The organism is Campylobacter sp. RKI_CA19_01128, assembly GCF_025771175.1.
In the GTDB taxonomy this organism is placed as follows: Bacteria; Campylobacterota; Campylobacteria; order Campylobacterales; family Campylobacteraceae; genus Campylobacter_D.
Genome location: NZ_JAKMPU010000004.1, coordinates 107,292 through 124,347, shown reverse-complemented (window position 1 = coordinate 124,347; position 17,056 = coordinate 107,292). Strand labels below are relative to the sequence as shown.

Annotated in this window: 17 protein-coding genes; 2 read left to right on the top strand and 15 right to left on the bottom strand. The window is 33.3% G+C overall.

Annotated features, from left to right (window positions below; translation table 11 throughout):
- Position 1: 1 nt before the first annotated feature.
- The 7 genes from tkt to L8U98_RS04335 are packed head-to-tail and all read right to left on the bottom strand — an operon-like array spanning position 2 to position 6,199.
- Positions 2 to 1,906: a transketolase gene (tkt, locus tag L8U98_RS04365; RefSeq protein ID WP_263725029.1), complete on the bottom strand. Its 1,905-nt coding sequence runs from the start codon at positions 1,904 to 1,906 to the stop codon at positions 2 to 4.
- Between the two features lie 3 nt (positions 1,907 to 1,909).
- Entirely contained in the window at positions 1,910 to 2,755 is an 846-nt protein-coding gene (locus tag L8U98_RS04360; protein WP_263725043.1) for a polyprenyl synthetase family protein, read from the bottom strand.
- The gene (locus tag L8U98_RS04355; protein ID WP_263682928.1) at positions 2,755 to 3,834 is read right to left on the bottom strand and encodes a PDZ domain-containing protein; all 1,080 of its coding nucleotides are present in this window, start codon (positions 3,832 to 3,834) and stop codon (positions 2,755 to 2,757) included. The genes L8U98_RS04360 and L8U98_RS04355 overlap by 1 nt, the downstream gene beginning before the upstream one ends.
- Positions 3,831 to 4,136 carry a YbaB/EbfC family nucleoid-associated protein gene (locus L8U98_RS04350; protein ID WP_039617208.1) on the bottom strand — a complete coding sequence of 102 codons (306 nt, stop codon included), beginning with the start codon at positions 4,134 to 4,136 and terminating at the stop codon, positions 3,831 to 3,833. The genes L8U98_RS04355 and L8U98_RS04350 overlap by 4 nt, the downstream gene beginning before the upstream one ends.
- Positions 4,137 to 5,420 (bottom strand): UDP-N-acetylmuramoyl-L-alanyl-D-glutamate--2,6-diaminopimelate ligase, encoded by a 1,284-nt coding sequence (locus tag L8U98_RS04345; protein ID WP_263725028.1) that lies wholly within the window; start codon positions 5,418 to 5,420, stop codon positions 4,137 to 4,139.
- Positions 5,404 to 5,943 carry a hypothetical protein gene (locus L8U98_RS04340; protein ID WP_012660862.1) on the bottom strand — a complete coding sequence of 180 codons (540 nt, stop codon included), beginning with the start codon at positions 5,941 to 5,943 and terminating at the stop codon, positions 5,404 to 5,406. The genes L8U98_RS04345 and L8U98_RS04340 overlap by 17 nt, the downstream gene beginning before the upstream one ends.
- The gene (locus L8U98_RS04335) at positions 5,930 to 6,199 is read right to left on the bottom strand and encodes an iron-sulfur cluster biogenesis protein NfuA (RefSeq protein WP_039619526.1); all 270 of its coding nucleotides are present in this window, start codon (positions 6,197 to 6,199) and stop codon (positions 5,930 to 5,932) included. The genes L8U98_RS04340 and L8U98_RS04335 overlap by 14 nt, the downstream gene beginning before the upstream one ends.
- A gap of 123 nt (positions 6,200 to 6,322) precedes the next feature.
- Between L8U98_RS04335 and L8U98_RS04330 the strand changes: the two genes are divergently transcribed.
- Together L8U98_RS04330 and L8U98_RS04325 are read left to right on the top strand one after the other, a co-directional pair.
- Positions 6,323 to 7,564 carry a multidrug effflux MFS transporter gene (locus tag L8U98_RS04330; protein WP_263725027.1) on the top strand — a complete coding sequence of 414 codons (1,242 nt, stop codon included), beginning with the start codon at positions 6,323 to 6,325 and terminating at the stop codon, positions 7,562 to 7,564.
- Positions 7,565 to 7,692: 128 nt separating this feature from the next.
- Entirely contained in the window at positions 7,693 to 8,274 is a 582-nt protein-coding gene (locus L8U98_RS04325) for a zeta toxin family protein (RefSeq protein ID WP_263725026.1), read from the top strand.
- A gap of 166 nt (positions 8,275 to 8,440) precedes the next feature.
- Here L8U98_RS04325 and flgE read toward each other — a convergent pair whose 3' ends face one another.
- From flgE to hisG, 8 genes are all read right to left on the bottom strand, one after another.
- Positions 8,441 to 10,858: a flagellar hook protein FlgE gene (flgE, locus tag L8U98_RS04320; RefSeq protein WP_263725025.1), complete on the bottom strand. Its 2,418-nt coding sequence runs from the start codon at positions 10,856 to 10,858 to the stop codon at positions 8,441 to 8,443.
- A 224-nt stretch (positions 10,859 to 11,082) separates the two neighbouring features.
- Positions 11,083 to 11,709 (bottom strand): bifunctional phosphoribosyl-AMP cyclohydrolase/phosphoribosyl-ATP diphosphatase HisIE, encoded by a 627-nt coding sequence (gene hisIE, locus L8U98_RS04315; RefSeq protein ID WP_263725024.1) that lies wholly within the window; start codon positions 11,707 to 11,709, stop codon positions 11,083 to 11,085.
- Positions 11,710 to 11,719: 10 nt separating this feature from the next.
- Positions 11,720 to 12,487, bottom strand: coding sequence for an imidazole glycerol phosphate synthase subunit HisF (hisF, locus tag L8U98_RS04310; RefSeq protein WP_039625107.1), 768 nt, complete (start codon positions 12,485 to 12,487; stop codon positions 11,720 to 11,722).
- Complete coding sequence (hisA, locus tag L8U98_RS04305; protein ID WP_263725023.1) at positions 12,469 to 13,203, bottom strand: 1-(5-phosphoribosyl)-5-[(5-phosphoribosylamino)methylideneamino]imidazole-4-carboxamide isomerase; 735 nt, start codon at positions 13,201 to 13,203, stop codon at positions 12,469 to 12,471. The genes hisF and hisA overlap by 19 nt, the downstream gene beginning before the upstream one ends.
- Before the next feature lie 6 nt (positions 13,204 to 13,209).
- The gene (gene hisH / locus L8U98_RS04300) at positions 13,210 to 13,791 is read right to left on the bottom strand and encodes an imidazole glycerol phosphate synthase subunit HisH (protein WP_263725022.1); all 582 of its coding nucleotides are present in this window, start codon (positions 13,789 to 13,791) and stop codon (positions 13,210 to 13,212) included.
- Positions 13,788 to 14,855 carry a bifunctional histidinol-phosphatase/imidazoleglycerol-phosphate dehydratase HisB gene (gene hisB, locus L8U98_RS04295; RefSeq protein ID WP_263725021.1) on the bottom strand — a complete coding sequence of 356 codons (1,068 nt, stop codon included), beginning with the start codon at positions 14,853 to 14,855 and terminating at the stop codon, positions 13,788 to 13,790. The genes hisH and hisB overlap by 4 nt, the downstream gene beginning before the upstream one ends.
- Complete coding sequence (gene hisD, locus L8U98_RS04290) at positions 14,852 to 16,132, bottom strand: histidinol dehydrogenase (RefSeq protein WP_263725020.1); 1,281 nt, start codon at positions 16,130 to 16,132, stop codon at positions 14,852 to 14,854. Before hisD ends, hisB begins: the two co-directional genes overlap by 4 nt.
- 9 nt (positions 16,133 to 16,141) lie before the next feature.
- Entirely contained in the window at positions 16,142 to 17,041 is a 900-nt protein-coding gene (gene hisG / locus L8U98_RS04285; RefSeq protein ID WP_263708696.1) for an ATP phosphoribosyltransferase, read from the bottom strand.
- Positions 17,042 to 17,056 lie beyond the last annotated feature (15 nt).

Genomic DNA, 17,056 nt, shown 5'->3' with positions numbered 1-17,056 from the left:
TTTATTTTTCATTACATAAACTTAAAACATATGAGCTTAATTTTTCCTCACTAAATCCAAAATGCTCAAATACATCTTTATCTTTACCACTCTCACCAAAACTTTCTATACCATAAAGCTCATCACAAATTCTATAAAGCTCGTTTGAATTTGCAGCTTCCACGCCTATAACCTTACCTTGTAAAATTCTTTCTTTATAAGATTTTTCTTGAGCGATAAATAATTCATAACAAGGCATAGAAACCACATTAGCAATCACACCTTTTTCTTTTAAAGCCTTAGCTACTTTTAAACATAATGATACTTCACTACCGCTTGCTAAAAGTGTAAATTGCGCATTTGCGTTTTCTTCTAATAAATAAGCCCCATTTTCCACATCTCCAAAAACAGGCTCGCTTAAAGCGCTTAATTTTTGACGTGATAAAACAAAAACGCTTGGCATATTAGTTTTAAGTGCAATCTGCCATGCTTTGACATTTTCAACCCCATCAGCTACTCTAAATGTCAATGAATTTGGCATAGCTCTAAAAGTGCTAAGTTGCTCTATAGGTTGGTGCGTTGGGCCATCTTCGCCAACCCCTATACTATCATGAGTAAAAATGAAAAAGTGTTTAACCCTCATCAAAGCTGCTATTCTTGCAGCAGGTTTTAAATACTCACTAAATATAAAAAAGGTAGCACAATAAGGCAAAAACAAACCATATCTAGCAAAAGCATTTGATATAGCAGCCATTGCATGCTCTCTTATTCCATAGTGGATATTTTTTCCATTTGGAAAATCCCCCATATCTTTAAGCTCGGTTTTATTTGATGGACCTAAATCTGCACTACCACCTAAAAATCCCGGTAAAGCTTTAGCGATAGTATTTAAAATCATACCATTGCTATCTCTAGTAGCTAGATCTTTTCCTTTAAAATCAGGAAATTGTATTTTTGAAAAATCAGGCTCTAAAAGCTCTTTTAGCAATGCTTGTTTTTCTGCATTTAAATTTTGCACTTTTTGATTCCACTTAGCTTGTGCTAAATCTCCAAGCTCTATTGCGGCATTAAAGCGAATTTTAACTTCTTCTGGAATTTCAAAAGTTTTTTGTGGATCAAAACCTAAAGCCTCTTTTGCTTTTTTAATAAGCTCTTCACCCAAAGGCGCTCCGTGAGAATGATGACTTCCTTCAAGCTCCAAAGCTCCTTTAGCTATGGTAGTATGAGCGATAATTAAACAAGGTTTTTTACTTTCTTTAGCTGTTTTTAATGCTAAATCAATTTGCTCAAAATCATGCCCATCTATCTCAAGCACTTCAAAATTTTGCGCTCTAAAACGCTCTTTTACATTTTCATTAAAGGCAATAGCCACATCACCTTCGATTGAAATATTATTACTATCATAAATGATGATTAAATTATCAAGTTTGTGAAGTCCTGCTAAAGAACAAGCCTCATAAGAAATTCCTTCTTGTAAATCTCCATCACCACATAAACAATATACTTTGTGATTGATAATATCCTCGCCCAAAAGCAAACTTGCTTTTTTAGCCGCCATAGCAAAACCAACCGCATTTGCAATGCCTTGTCCTAAAGGTCCTGTAGCAATTTCAACACCTGGGGTAAAAATTTCAGGATGACCTGGGGTTTTAGAGTGTAATTGACGGAAATTTTTTAAATCCTCTAAACTTACATCATAACCACTCAAATGTAAAAAGCTATAAAGCAAAGCGCTTGCATGACCGCCTGAAAAGACTAATCTATCGCGGTTTAACCATGTAGGATCTTTTGGATTATGCACTAAATGAGTACTTAAAACACTCATAATATCTGCTAAACCCATAGGTGCACCTGGATGGCCTGAATTTGCCTTTTGTATCATATCCGCACATAAAAATCTTATAGTGTTGGCTTGTTTTTGTAACATTGTTTAACCTTTTAAATATTTATCAATCAAAATTTGAAGCTCATTAGCAAGCTTAGAATCTAAATTTTTCATTTTTTCTTCGCATAAAGCTATTTTATCATCTTTTGCCTTTTTAGCACCTTCTAAACCCAAAAGTTTTACAAAAGAATTTTTATGCAAATCATTATGAGTTGGCTTTCCTGCTTCTTGCGTTTCTAAAGTCGCATCGATAATGTCATCTTTGATTTGAAAAACTAATCCTATCAAAAGCCCTATTTCATAAATTTGCTCACATTCTTTTTCTTCTAATTCACAAATTTCACAGCCCATTTTTAAAGCTGCTGCAATCAATCTTGCAGTTTTATGAATATGCAAAAACTCAACTTGTTCTAAATTTAAAGGTATATCTTCAAAATAACAATCAATAGCCTGACCAATGATCATACCACCAAGCCCTGCATTAAAAGCTAAAGTTTCTATGAGTTTTAATCTAATATTTTCTTTTAAATCAAGTCTTGAAAGTAGTAAAAAAGCTTGGGTATTTAAAGCATCGCCTACTAAAATAGCCGTAGTTTCATCATATTTTTTGTGTAAAGTTTGCTTTCCTCTGCGTAAAGAAGCATTATCCATGGCAGGCAAATCATCATGTATTAAAGAGTAAGTATGGATAAATTCCAAAGCCAAAGCTGCATTTAAAGCCTTTTCAAACAAAGCAGGATTTTTAGCATTAACTATACCCAAAAGAAGTTGGGCTCTAAAATGCTTCCCACCAGCTTCTAACATCCATTTTAAAGCCTCATTGAAAAATGGATGAAAGCTTTGAGTTTTAGGAAAATTTTGCTCTAAATGTTGTTTGAATTTTTCTAAAATCACTTATTTAGCCTTATAAAAAAGTCAAAGTATCCTTTATTAAAATGCTCAAAATCATTATTTTTCGCTGAAGGGATATTGCTTGCTTGTCTTGAAACTAAAACATCAAAAGTATTAGCTTGAGTTAATATGGTTTGAAGCTCATTGAAATTGTTGATTTTTTGATTATTAATTCTTAAAATTTTATCCCCTTTTAAAAATCCAGCCATTTGCGCTTTAGAATTTGGAGTTACCTCTGTAATATTCATTTTCATATCTACGCGCAATCCTAGATTGCTATAAAAAGAAGTTGGCTTAGCTTGAACTACTTTTTTAGGCTTAGCAAATATACCCAAATCTTTATCAAAAACTGTCGTAGAAATATTGACATCTTTATTATCCCTTAGCATATTAAAATACAAAGTTGCACCACGATCAGCAAATAAAATTTTCTCATTTAATTTTCTTATATCATCATAAACTTGTCCATCTACACTCACAAGCTCATCATTAAGTAAAAATTGTCCATTTTTACGTACATTTTTAACATAAATTTTGCCATCACGCATATCAAAATCCACACCTATATCACCCCAATAAACATCAGGATATTTTGCAAAGTGTTTTAAATAGCGATTACCTATAAGTTTGCCATCTTCTAAGCTTATACCAAGCATTTTACAACATGGTGAGTTAAGCTCTCCGATTTTAGAAGTAAAATCAAGTTGATCACGCTCTGTTAAACTTTGTCCAAAATACTTCAAATGCCCTATGTAGCTTTGATTATTATCTAAAATTCCCACCCAGCTATTGCGTGTTAATTCTTCTTCATTTCCCATAGGTGCTGGGATTAAACTAAAATCAGTTTTTACTAAATATAAATTTAAATAAGGATCATATTTAGTATAGCTGTTTAATTTTGCATTTTTAGTTTTAACTACTGCTAGGGTGTTTTCATTTAAAGCAAAAGCAGGTAAGCCTTCATAAATTAACATACTAGCTTTATTTTTTTCATAACAACCCAAAAAATCATTAAAAGTCGGTCTTGGCACAGCAAAAAGTACACCAGTTATACCCAAAATACAAAGTAAAATTCTCATAGCATTCCCATTCCGCTAAATAAATTACTAGCCATTGATTTTTTATTTTGTTCTACCATTTTCATCACATCATTCATCGCTGCGATTAATAAAATTTGCATAGATTCTTTATCTTCAAGCAAAGAATCATCAATATTTATATCGATGATTTCACCTTTTCCATTAGCGCTAACTTTTACTAAACCACCGCCACTTTTTGCGCTAAATTCTTTTTTTAAAGCTTCTTGCTCTAATTCATTTGCTTTTTCTTGAGCCTTAGTTAAAAGCTCACCCATTTTAGAAAAATCCATATTTTCAAACATTTATTTTCCTTCTTTTAATATCTCTAATACCACTTCTTTATCATTAAAAGGATATTTTACTCCTTTAATCTCTTGATAAGTCTCATCACCCTTACCCAAAATCACTACAAAATCATTTTTCGTTTTAAGCTCTAATGCTTTTTTTATCGCTTCTTTTCTATCGCATTCTATAAAAACACTCTCATCTTTTTCTATCCCACTTAAAATATCATTAATGATATCCATAGGCTCTTCTGAGCGTGGATTATCACTTGTGATGATGAGTTTTTTAGCATAATGTTTGGCGATTTTAGCCATTAATGGACGCTTAGTTTTATCCCTATCTCCCCCTGCTCCAAAAACCACAATCAAATCGCGATATTTTAAAGCATCTAAAACTTTTTCTATACCATCGGGCGTATGAGCAAAATCCACAATCACATCTTTTGCAACTACTTGCATTCTACCCTCAATGCCGCCAAAATTACTAATGGCCTTTTCAAGTTCTTTTAAATTTGGCTTAACAAGTTCATTCACACAAGCACTTGCAGCCAAAAGATTATAAAGATTAAAAAGCCCCACTAAAGAAGAATCAATCATAAAAGTTTCTTTGCCAAAATTTACCACAGCTTCAATGCCATTTTTTAAAGCATAAGCTTTGATATGATAATAACTTGGATTTTCTACTCCATAAGTAAAAGCACCTTTGACATTAAAATTTATAGCTTTTGCGTCTTTATTGATAAATTTCATACACTCATCGGTAAAAAAACTTTCTTTTGCCGCTTGATAGTTTTGAAAGCTTCCATGAAAATCTAAATGATCTTGAGTGATATTTGTAAAAATTTTAGCCTTAAACTCAAGCCCTTCAATGCGGTTTTGTACCAAAGCATGTGAGCTTACTTCCATAATTAAAAATTCACATTTTTCCTTACTTGCTAAAGATAAAAGCTCTAAGGTTTGCAAAATAGGAGCAGTAGTTAAGCCTTTTGGAATGATATTTTTATCATTTATAAAACTACCCCTAGTTCCCATCAAGGCACATTTATAACCTAAATCAAGCAAGATAGAATAAATAGCCCCCGCAGTAGTTGTCTTGCCATTTGTGCCTGTAATGCCTATGATTTTTATATTTTCATCTATATTTAAAAGTTTCTTGCACTCAGCTATATTTATAACTTTTGCTTGTTTTTCTAAAGCTTGATGAAGAAATTTTTCATTTTGAGCAGTTTTTAAGAAAAAACAATCTTTTTCGCATTCATTAGAATTATCACAAATGAAAGTATTTTCAATCTTTACTATCATAATTTAATTCCTTGATTTTCTCACTAAGCTTGATAAATCTATAATTAGAATAAAAATGCACCGAAACATCTTCCATATAAGCTACAAGCATATCTTTATAACCATGCTCTAAAAGTTTTTCTAAAAAATCCACAAAATCTTCTTTATCATTAATGATAAGTTTATTTGATATTATAACATTTTCTAAAGCCTGTTTAAACCCAACTTTTGCTTCACTAAGTAAAAAATCTTGATAACTCAACCCCTCAAAGTCTTCACTTTCTTCTTCAAACTGCACACTTTGACTAAGATTAATGAGTTTTTCTAAGTCTTTATCTACTTTAGTATTTTTATAATTTTGCATAAAAAACTCAAAAAACACAAAAGCTTCTTCAGGACTTTTTAATGCCAAATCACAAATATTAATAAAAGTTAAAAGTCTTTTATTTTTACGCTTTTCATAAGCAAGAGAAAAATACATCTTAGCGTTTTTAAAATCTTTTTTATAAAAGCATTCTATGGCTATTTTTTTATAATTTTGCAAATTCGCTTTCCCCGCCTGCTAAATTTACTATAGTAATATCTGGGTGTATGTCGATTTTAAGCTGTTTTTCTAAACCATATTTTAAAGTTGTTCCACTAGCTGGACAGCCATGACAAGCTCCGGTTAGCTTCACATAAACCACGCCATTTTTAACCCCTAAAAAATCAAGTCCACCACCATCATTTTCTAAAATATGCATAGTTTTAGCCAAACTTGCTTTTACAGGTTCGATTAATTCCTCATCACTAAAAGGCATATTCATAACTTTTCCTTGATTGTTTTTTAATTTAATTTTATCTTATTTGCCTTTAAAAAATGTAAATTATTGTTTATTTTAGACTTTTTGCTATACAATGGTAAAAATATTTTAGGATTTTGTATGCAAAAACGCACTCAAATAAAAGGTTTTGAAAAGCTCAAACTCATTTTTATACTAGGCTTTTTATCTGCCATAGCACCACTTTCAACTGATATGTATTTACCTGCTTTAAATGAGGTAGAAAAAAGCTTTCAAACAAATTCTTTTTACACTCAACTTTCTCTTGCAAGTTTTTTTATAGCCTTTTCTTTGGGTCAGCTTTTTTATGGGCCATTAAGTGATGTATATGGCAGAAAAAAACCTTTGTATATAGGACTTTTTCTTTTTATTTCTTCAAGCATTGCTTGTGTTTTAGTTGATTCCATTCATGCTTTTATAGCTTTGCGTTTTTTTGAAGCTTTGGGAGGTTGTGTGGGTGTAGTTGTAGCAAGAGCTATAGTAAATGATGTTTTTGAGCTTAAAGAAGCAGCGGGGGTTTATGCTTTGATGATGGTTTTTACTTCTTTAGCTCCTATGCTCTCTCCTACTTTTGGTGGGATTTTACTTGAGTTTTTTTCTTGGCGTAGTATATTTTTGACATTGTTTATTTTAGGTTTTATTTTATTTTTACTTGTTATTCTTGCTCTAAAAGAAAGCAACCTCAACACCCAAGGTAAGAAATTTAATCACAAAGAAGTTGCAAAAAGTTACAAAAAAATCTTAAAAGATCGTCGTTTTGTGGTGTATTTGCTTTGTGGGAATTTAATCTTTGCAGGATTTTTTGCTTATTTAACCGGTTCATCTTTTGTTTTTACTCGTGTTTTTGAACTCAGCCCTCAACAATACGCAGCCCTTTTTGGAGCTCATGCTTTAAGTTTTGTTGTATGTGCTAATATAAACGCAAGGATAGTTCTTAAACTCTCGCCTTATTATGTTTTACCAAGAGCGCTTATGATGATTACTTTTTTAACTTTTGTACTCATTTTAGGAGCAACTTTTGATCTAGGTTTTTGGGCTTTTGAAATTCCTTTGTGTTTTATCATAGCAAGTTTAGGTTTTATCCTGCCAAATACCACCACTTTAGCTATGGCAAGATCAAAACAAAATGCAGGTAGTGCTTCAGCACTCTTAGGGGCAGCGCAATTTGCTATGGCGGGAATAATGGCATTTTTAGTAAGTCTTTTAAATGCCAATACACCTATATTTTTATCGCTTATTTTAGGAACTTGTGCATTTTTATCTTTGATTTCTTATCTGAGTTTGATTAACAAAAGAAAGTTAAGTAAAATCAAAAAGAAGTTAAGCGTGATTTCTCACGCTTAATTAAGCAATATTTTTGAAAAGATTCACTGACTATATCGAACCTTTTTCAAAAAACTTTATATTTATTTTCAAAACACTTATAAACAATTTATGTTAAAATTTCTCATCAATCAATAAAGGCTTTATTAATGAAAAAAATAGCTACTATTTTTGCAGGCGTTAATGGATCTGGAAAAACTACCTTGTATTATAATGAACTTGAAAAAAACAAAGACTTTGGACTTAGAATCAACATCGATGAAATCGTAAGTAGCTTTGGGGATTGGAAAAATCAAGAAGATCAATTTAGAGCTTCAAGGATAGCCATTAAAATGCGTGAAAACTATATCAAAAAAGCTTATGACTTTAACCAAGAAACCACACTTTGTGGCACTAGCATTTTATCTTTATTCAAAAAACTACAGAAAAATTCTTATACTATAAATCTTTACTACATCGGACTAGACTCTCCAAGCACAGCAAAACAAAGAGTTAAAATTCGCGTTGCTAAAGGTGGACATGATATAAAAGAAGAACTTATAGAAAAAAGATACTATGAGTCTTTACAAAATTTTAACACCATTGCTAAATTTTGTAATCACATTACTATTTTTGATAATACCCAAAATTATAAAAAACTCTTAGAATTTAAAAACAATAAACTAGAAGTATTTGAAACTACTAAATGGCTAGAACCATTAATGATAAATTTTAAAAACCAAAGTTTATAAATTTTTATTTTAACTTGTCGATATGCAAATCATGCTACTCACTCCTTAAGGCAAGAAAGAAGTGAGTTAGCAATAGATTGAAGGCTTCAAGGCTATCAAGTATTACAAGGCTACCTTGATAACCTTGTAAAGCTTGATCCCAAGGTTTTAAAACCTTGGGTTAGAATTATTGTTTTAATTGAAGCAAAGTATTTAAAAGCTGATCACTTGTGGTAATCGTTTTTGAGTTTGCTTGATAACCTCTTTGGATTACGATAAGCTCAGTTAATGCACGACTTAAATCCACGTTTGACATTTCTATAGCTGAGCCTTTTAAGCCCCCTCTACCACCTTCGCCAGCATGGCCTATAGTAGGTGTTCCTGAGTTTGCTGTTGCTTTGAAAAGGTTATTACCCATTTCTTCAAGACCCATATTATTTGGGAAAGTAGCTAGAGCAACCTTAGCTAGAGCTAGAGTTTTACCATTTGTAAATTCTCCATAGATATAACCATTCTCATCAGTTCTTAATGCATCTGGCTTTAAGTTACCCCCTGTGTAACCATCAGTTTCTTGTTTAGTGGTAGCTGAGTCTTTATCATAGCTTGTTAAACCATCAAAACCACCTGTTGTACCAAAGTCAAGTTTTATAACTTGATCAGGTTTTGAGCCGTTATTTCCTGTGAAATTTAATACATTTGGCGTATAGCTTTGAAGTGAGCCATCATTACCAAATCTTAAATTTCCTACTACTATGTTTCCTGGAGCTCCATCACCACTAAAATTAATCTCTGCAGGCTCAGGCACTGAGATGATGATAGACCATTCAGCCCCGCCATCTGCTGTTTTAGCTTGTTTGGTAAATTGCACGGTTAGCTCATGTCTAGTTCCTAATGAGTCAAAGATTTCTATACTAGCAGTATGAGCTGAAAGATACATGTCTTGAGAATATTTTTCATTATTACCTGCATTGAAATTTCCATCTAAGGCGCTAAACATCGCTGTAAATTTATCATTAGTAGAAATTTTATTAGTTTCATTAGAATAGCCTGTAACTTTAAAAGTCATATCCTTAGCATTATCACCTGCCGGATTAGTTATTTTAAATCTACCATCACTTTCTACTACTACTTCTACACCAGGATTAGCATCAGCGCCAACGCCACCAGCCTGCCAATTAACTATACTTCCATTACCATCATAATCTACAGCATATCTAGCATCTCTTTGCAAAAGCTCTCTTAAATCTTCAGTAGTATGGAAGGTTCTTTGTCCTTTTGCACTAGGCATATTAGCTTCTTGCTGCGTAGCTGCACCTGGATTAGGATTAGCCCCTATATCTACACTATTTGAACTATAAATATACTCATGTGCTGTGATGACTTCTATAGGATTTGCTGCATTACCTATAATATTTGCTCCTGCAGGTGGAACAGGTGTTGCAGGTTGTCCTGTATTATTTGTAGCTAACACTTGTCCTGCAGTATTAGCAGCTGCATTTACTGTGATATGCAAATTTTTTGATTTTGCTGTAGTTCCTGTGCTATTATCATTAGTAAAAGTCATCTTACCATCTACTATAGCTGCTACTACGCCAGTTTCTGAAGTCTTAGCATTGATCGCATTAATAAAAGTATCCCTACCGATACCCTCAGCTACTATATTAACACCATTAATTGTAATATCTAATTTCGCCGGATGTTTTGTTCCATCAGCTGCTTCATAACCCCAAAAAGTATAATTAGTGTCTGGCTTAAACTCTGTAGCATTAGTAGGTAAATCTGCATTCGTAAAAGCAGGTGCTTGCCACTTAGCATCAGCAAAACTTACCCACATACCCTGTCCATCTCTTAGGTTTAAGCCCTCACCTTGCGCATTAAATACTACACCCATATCAACACCTTTTTCGGTTACTTGGGCTCCACTTTTTGAAGTAGTGTAAAACTCAGTATGCCCCGTATCATTTTCATCTATAGGCTTACCTATATCATCTCTCCTACCATGAGTAGAATCTAATGCATAAATAGGTCTTTTAGCAGAAGCATTTGTGCCTAGAGTATTACCACTATCTAAATTTGCTGTAAGGCTTACTGAAGTACTTGGTCTAGCAGGCATACTCATACCAGGTGGGATCACTATATCGCCTACTGAGGTTGAAGAGTCAATTTGTCCTGTTTCTTGATTATAGTTCCAACCTTGAACGGTATAGCCGTTATTATCTACGAAATTTCCTACCGCATCTGTTTTAAAGTCCCCTGCACGGGTATAATACTGAGTAGTACCACCATCATTTGAAACGATGAAAAATCCATCACCATTGATAGCCATATCGGTGTTTTTATCTGTGGTTTGGATATTACCTTGAGAGTGAATTCTAGTAGTAGAATTTACACCTGAACCAAGTCCTACTTGCATAGGGTTTTTACCACCTAGGTTACCATCTGGAGCTGTAGCTATCTTAGAAGTTTGACTCATAAGCGTTGAGAAATCCGCACGAGAATATTTAAAACCAAATGTATTAACATTGGCTATGTTGTTACCTTCTACATCCATTGCGTATTGGTGTGCTTGGAGTCCAGAAACCCCAGCCCAAAGAGATCTCATCATAATTAAATCCTTTAAAAAATATTGCTTTGTGAATATCTCACAATCTTCTATTGCTTATGCAGATATAAAGCAATAAGTGTTCCAAAAATACAAATAAAATGAAATTAAAAAGTAGAAAATAAATCAAAAATTAGTTTTTAATGTGTAAAGTTTTTTTAAAATTACTCGATATAGTCAGCAAATCTTTTCAAAAATATTGCTTAATTAAGCGTGAGAAATCACGCTTAACTTTTATTTCTTTCTTTTAATTTAGCAATCACATCATTTAAACTCAAATCCGCATCAGCTAATAACACTTCTAAATGATAAAGTAAATCAGCTGCTTCATTTATAAGCTCATCTTTGTCTTTAACAGTAGCAGCTAAAGCTGTTTCAACGCCTTCTTCGCCTACTTTTTGTGCTATGCGTTTAGTACCTTTTGAAAAAAGTTCAGCCGTGTAAGAAGAGCTTGCACAGGTGCTTTTACGAGAATTAATCAGCCTTTCAAGACGCGATAAAAATACAAAATCAGCCTTTTTAGAAAGTGTTTCAAAGCAAGAAGTATCACCTGTGTGACAAGTAGCCCCGCTAGGTTTAACTAAAATCAAGATACAATCTCTATCGCAATCAAGCCCCATATCTATAATATGTAAAAAATTTCCACTTTGCTCACCCTTCATCCACAAACGCTCTTTAGTGCGTGAGTAAAATACCACTTTTTTGTGCTTAAAACTTTCTCTTAAAGCTTGTTCATTCATAAAACCTTGCATTAAAACTTCACAAGAATGATAATCTTGAATGATCACAGGAACAAGGTTATTAACCTTTTGCCAGTTAATGCTTTTTATGAATTCTTCTTCATTTATCTTCATAGCTTTTCCTTTAAATACGAATTTGTATGCCTTGATCTTTTAAAAATAGTTTTAATTCTTTAATATCTATAAGTTTTTTATGAAACACTGAAGCTGCTAAAGCTCCATCAACACCAAGTTTAAAAGCATCTAAAAAATGCTCTTTGGCCCCTGCACCACCGCTTGCCACTAAAGGCACAGGGCAAATCTGTCTAACTTTAGCAAGTTGATCAAGATCATAGCCCTTTCTCATGCCATCTTGATTCATCATATTTAACACGATTTCGCCCGCTCCTAGCTCACATACTTGTTTTACCCACTCTAGTGTTTTTTTACCGCTATGATGAGATTTACTCTCATCTCCGGTGTATTTATAGACTAAAAGCTCGTTGTTTTCATCTTTAAAAGTATCTATACCTACGACTACACATTGCACTCCAAAGCTTTTTGCAAGGCGTGAGATTAAATCAGGGTCATTTAAAGCAGGGGAATTAATAGAAATTTTATCAGCACCATTTGCTAAAAGTTCTTTTGCGTCATCTTCACTTTTTATACCCCCTGCAACGCAAAATGGTATAGAGATATTTTGTGCTACTTTGCTTACCCAAGTCCTATCAATGCGCTCATTTTTAGCTGAAGCGGTTATATCATAAAATACAAGCTCATCAATGCCATTTTGTGAGTAAAATTTAGCAAGCTCGATGATATCGCCCATATCTTCATGATTTTTAAACTGCACCCCTTTAACTACTCTACCATCTTTTACATCTAAACATGCGATTATGCGTTTTGCAAGCATTCTTTAGCCTCCTTTATGCTAAATTCTTTATCAAGCAAGGCTTTACCTACGATGATACCACTTACTATGCCATTTAACTTTTTAAAATCTTCTAAGCTCGCCACGCCTCCACTTGCTTGGGTTTGTAAATGTGGGAATTTTTCATGCAAAGTTTTATATAAAGTGATATTTGCTCCACTCATCGTGCCATCTTTAGAAATATCTGTGCATAAAATATGCTTTACATTTTTATAAAAATTTAAAAGATCAAATAATTTTTCATCGCTTGTTTTGCTCCATGCATCAACAGCCACAAAAAACTCATCTTTAACGCAAATACTATCAAGCGCTAAGACTATACTTTCTACACCAAATTCATTTAAAAGCTCTTGTGTAAAGGCTTTGTTTTTAACCGCTAAAGAACCTATAACTACGCGTTTAACACCACTATCAAACAAAGCTTTAACCTCATCTTTAGTGCGAATTCCCCCACCTACTTGAAGATTTACTTTGATTTTAGAAGCTAGGTTTTCTATGAGTTTTAGTTGTCTTTTACTAGGATCTTTTGCACCACTTAAATCCACCAAATGAAGCCAAGCAATGCCTTGAGCCTCATACTCTTGAAATTTAGCTAAAGGATCAAAGCTGTATTCTTGCTTTTTAGCATAATCTCCTTTATAAAGCCTTACCACTTTACCATCTATTAAGTCTAATGCTGGAATGATTTGAGTTTGCATTTTTACCTACATATTTATGAAATTTTTTAATAACACTTCACCCGCTTCGCCACTTCTTTCAGGGTGAAACTGCACACCATAAAAATTGTCTTTGTTTAAACTTGCACTAAATTTAGTAGAGTACTCACACTCTGCGATGGTGTATTCATTTAAGCCCACACAATAACTATGCACAAAATAAAAATAAGCTCCATCCAAGCCTTTAAAAAGTTCATGTGAGCTAAAGACTTGATTCCACCCCATATGCGGGAAAGTAAAATTTGCTTTTTCTTGGAATTTTTGTGTATCAAAAGGCATAATACCAAGTGTTTTTTGGTGTAATTCTTCTGAAAATTTACCCAAAATTTGCATACCAAGACAAATACCTAAAAGTGGTTTTGTGGTAGTTTGGATAAAATTTTCTAAATTAAGTGCTTGTAGATTAGTCATTGCTTTAGCTGCTGTGCCAACCCCAGGAAGCAAAAGCTTATCTGCTTGCGAGAGTTCTTTTAAATCATGCGTGATGATACTTTTTTGCCCTAAACACTCAAGCGCAAAAGCAAGAGAAGCTAAATTCGCACAACCTGTATCTATAATAGCTAGTTTCATATCACTCCTTTAGAGCTTGCTAGGTTTTCATTTTCTATTTTTATAGCCATTTTTAAAGCTCTTGCAAAGGCTTTAAAAAGTCCTTCGGCCTTGTGATGATCGTTTTTGCCTTTAACTTTTAAATGCAAACTCGCACCCATAGCATAACTTAGTGAGTAGAAAAAATGCTCTATCATTTCTGTGCTTAATTCTCCAAGCTTTTCTTTTTTAAATTTAGCCTTATAAACTAAATGCGGTCTATTACAAAAGTCAATCGCACAACTTGCCAAGCACTCATCCATAGGCAAAACAAAGCCATATCTTGCAATGCCTATTTTTTGATCAAGTGCGCTTTTGATAGCCTCTCCCAAAGCAAGCGCGACATCTTCTACGCTGTGATGTTCATCAACCTCTAAATCCCCTTTGCATTTTATCTCTAAAGATATATTTGCATGCGTAGCAATTTGCTCTAACATATGATCAAAAAATGCGATATTTGTTTTTATATTAGCTTTTGCTTTTTCATTAAACGCTATTTTAACTTGAATTTGAGTTTCTTTGGTATTACGCTCTATACAAGCACTGCGGTAATTTTGCAAGATAAAATCAGAGATTTGTTCCCAGTTAAAGTCGTTCTTGTCGTATTTTAAACCTTGAATTCCAAGATTTTGCGCCAAAAGCATATCGCTGTCTCTATCGCCTATAACAAAACTTTTGTTTTTATCATAAAGTTTGTTTTTAATGTAGTTTTCAAGCATGGCAGTTTTTGGCTTCCTACAGGCACAATTTTCATGCTCAAAATGTGGGCATATAAAAATATCTTCAAATTCTATGCCGCAACTTTGAAAAACACTTAGCATTTTTTCATGAGCCTTGTCAAAATTTTCCTTAGGAAAAGAATTTGTACCTAGGCCATCTTGATTACTCACCATAACAAATTTAAAACCAAAATTTTTTAACTTTAAAAGTGCATTGATGGCACCTTTTTCAAACTCAAGTTTTTCCAAAGAATCGATTTGAAAATCATCTTTTGGCTCATCAATGAGCGTGCCATCTCTATCAATAAATAAAATTTTTGCACTCATTTTAGACTTTCTAATCTTAAACTCACGGCATTTTTATGCCCATCAAGCCCTTCAGCTGCTGCTAAAATTTCCACCACAGGCCCAAGTTTTTTAAAGCCTTCTTTACTAAGTTCTTGCACGCTCATTCTTTTCATAAAATCAGCAAGCCCTAAAGAAGAATAAGACTTAGTAAAACCATAAGTTGGTAATACATGATTTGTTCCACTTGCATAATCTCCCATAGATTCTGGAGAATACTCACCTAAAAATACTGAACCTGCATGCATAATATCATCAAGCAAGCTAGATGGATTTTGTGTATGAATGATCAAATGTTCGGGTGCATAGTCATTTGAAATGCTTATAGCATGTTTTATATCTTTTGCAAGAATGATTTTAGAATGTGCTAAAGATTTTGAAGCAATTTCTTTACGCGAGAGTTTTTCAAGCTGTAAAGCAACTTCACTATCTACTTCTTTGGCTAATTTTTCACTTGTGCAAACTAAAATCGCTTGAGAATCTGCTCCATGCTCAGCTTGTGAGAGTAAATCCGAAGCTATAAATTTAGCATTAGCAAACTTATCTGCTAAAACTAATACCTCTGAAGGCCCTGCTTGCATATCAATAGCTACTCCATGATTATTAACTTGCTTTTTGGCTTCAGTTACAAAAGCATTTCCTGGGCCAAAAATTTTATCCACTTTTTGCACACTTTGCGTTCCATAAGCAAGCGCTGCTATGGCTCCTGCTCCACCTATTTGATACACTGCATCAACTTCGCAAAGTTTTGCTACAAAAGCAATGGCAGGGTGTAGTGGTGCTGGGGAAGCTAAAGCTATGAATTTGCATTTTGCAATTTTAGCTGGGATAGCTAGCATGAGTGCAGTTGAAAAAAGTGGCGCTAAGCCTCCTGGTATATAAAGCCCTACTTTTTCAATGGCTCTTGTTAGCACCTTACAAGTTACCCCTTCAAAGGTTTGAAGTTCTATGGTTTTACTTTCTTGAGCTTTGTGGAATTTATAGATATTTTCATAAGCTATTTTAATAGCTTGTTTTAACTCATCATCAATTTGCTCTGCTAAATTACTAAGCTCTTCATCGCTTAGTTTGATGGAATTTAACTCTACTTTATCAAATTTTATAGCCATTTGTTTTAAAGCTTCATCGCCATTTATCTTAACATCTTCAATGATTTGTTCTACTATGGTTTTAACCTGTGCATTAGCACTTATAGCAGGACGCTTGAGTGCTAATTCTTGTTCGCTTTGGTTTAATTTTTCAAAATCAAGTATTTGCATTTTTATCCTTTAAGAGAGCATTTTTTCAATAGGTAAAACTAAAATCGCACTTGCGCCTTCTTTTTTCAAAGCTTCCATAGTTTCCCAAAATAAATTTTCTTGACTTACCATATGTAGCGCCACTCTAGCTTTATCATTTTCTAAAGGCAAAATCGTAGGTTTTTCAACACCTGGTAATAAAGCTGTGATTTTTTCCAGCTTTTCAATAGGAGCATGCAACATGATGTATTTTGACTCTCTTGCTTGCATAACTCCATTAATCCTAATGAGTAGTTTATCGATTAATTCTTGTTTATGTGAAGCTAAACTTTCTTTTCTTTGGATAATGCAAGCTTTTGATTTATAAATCACCATAACTTCTTTAAGCCCATTTGCTTTTAAAGTAGCACCACTTGAAACTAAATCACAAATTCCATCAGCTAAATTTGCACTTGGTGCTACTTCAACTGAGCCTGTTAGCATACAAGTTTTATAAGGAATGTTATTTTCTTCCATAAAACGCTTTAAAAGCTGTGGATAAGAAGTTGCTATGCGTAAATTTTTAAAACTTTCTATACCTTTATACTCGCTATTTTCTGGCAATGCTAAAGACAAACGGCACCCACCAAAATCAAGCTTTTTAAGCATTGTAAAATCTGCGTTTTCGTTTTTTGATTTTCTTTCTAGTTCATTTTCTTCTAAAACATTTTCTCCAACTATGCCAAGATCTACTACTCCATCAAAAATTAATCCTGGTATATCATCATCTCTTACTCTAAGTAAATCAATAGGTAAATTTGTAGAAAAAGCAATCAAGCTTTGATCGTGTATGCGAAGTTTTACGCCTATAGATTCAAGTAAGGCGATAGAGTCTTTACTTAAACGACCTGATTTTTGTATAGCTATGCGTAATCTTGAATTTTCTTGCATTTTTTTCCTTTTTTG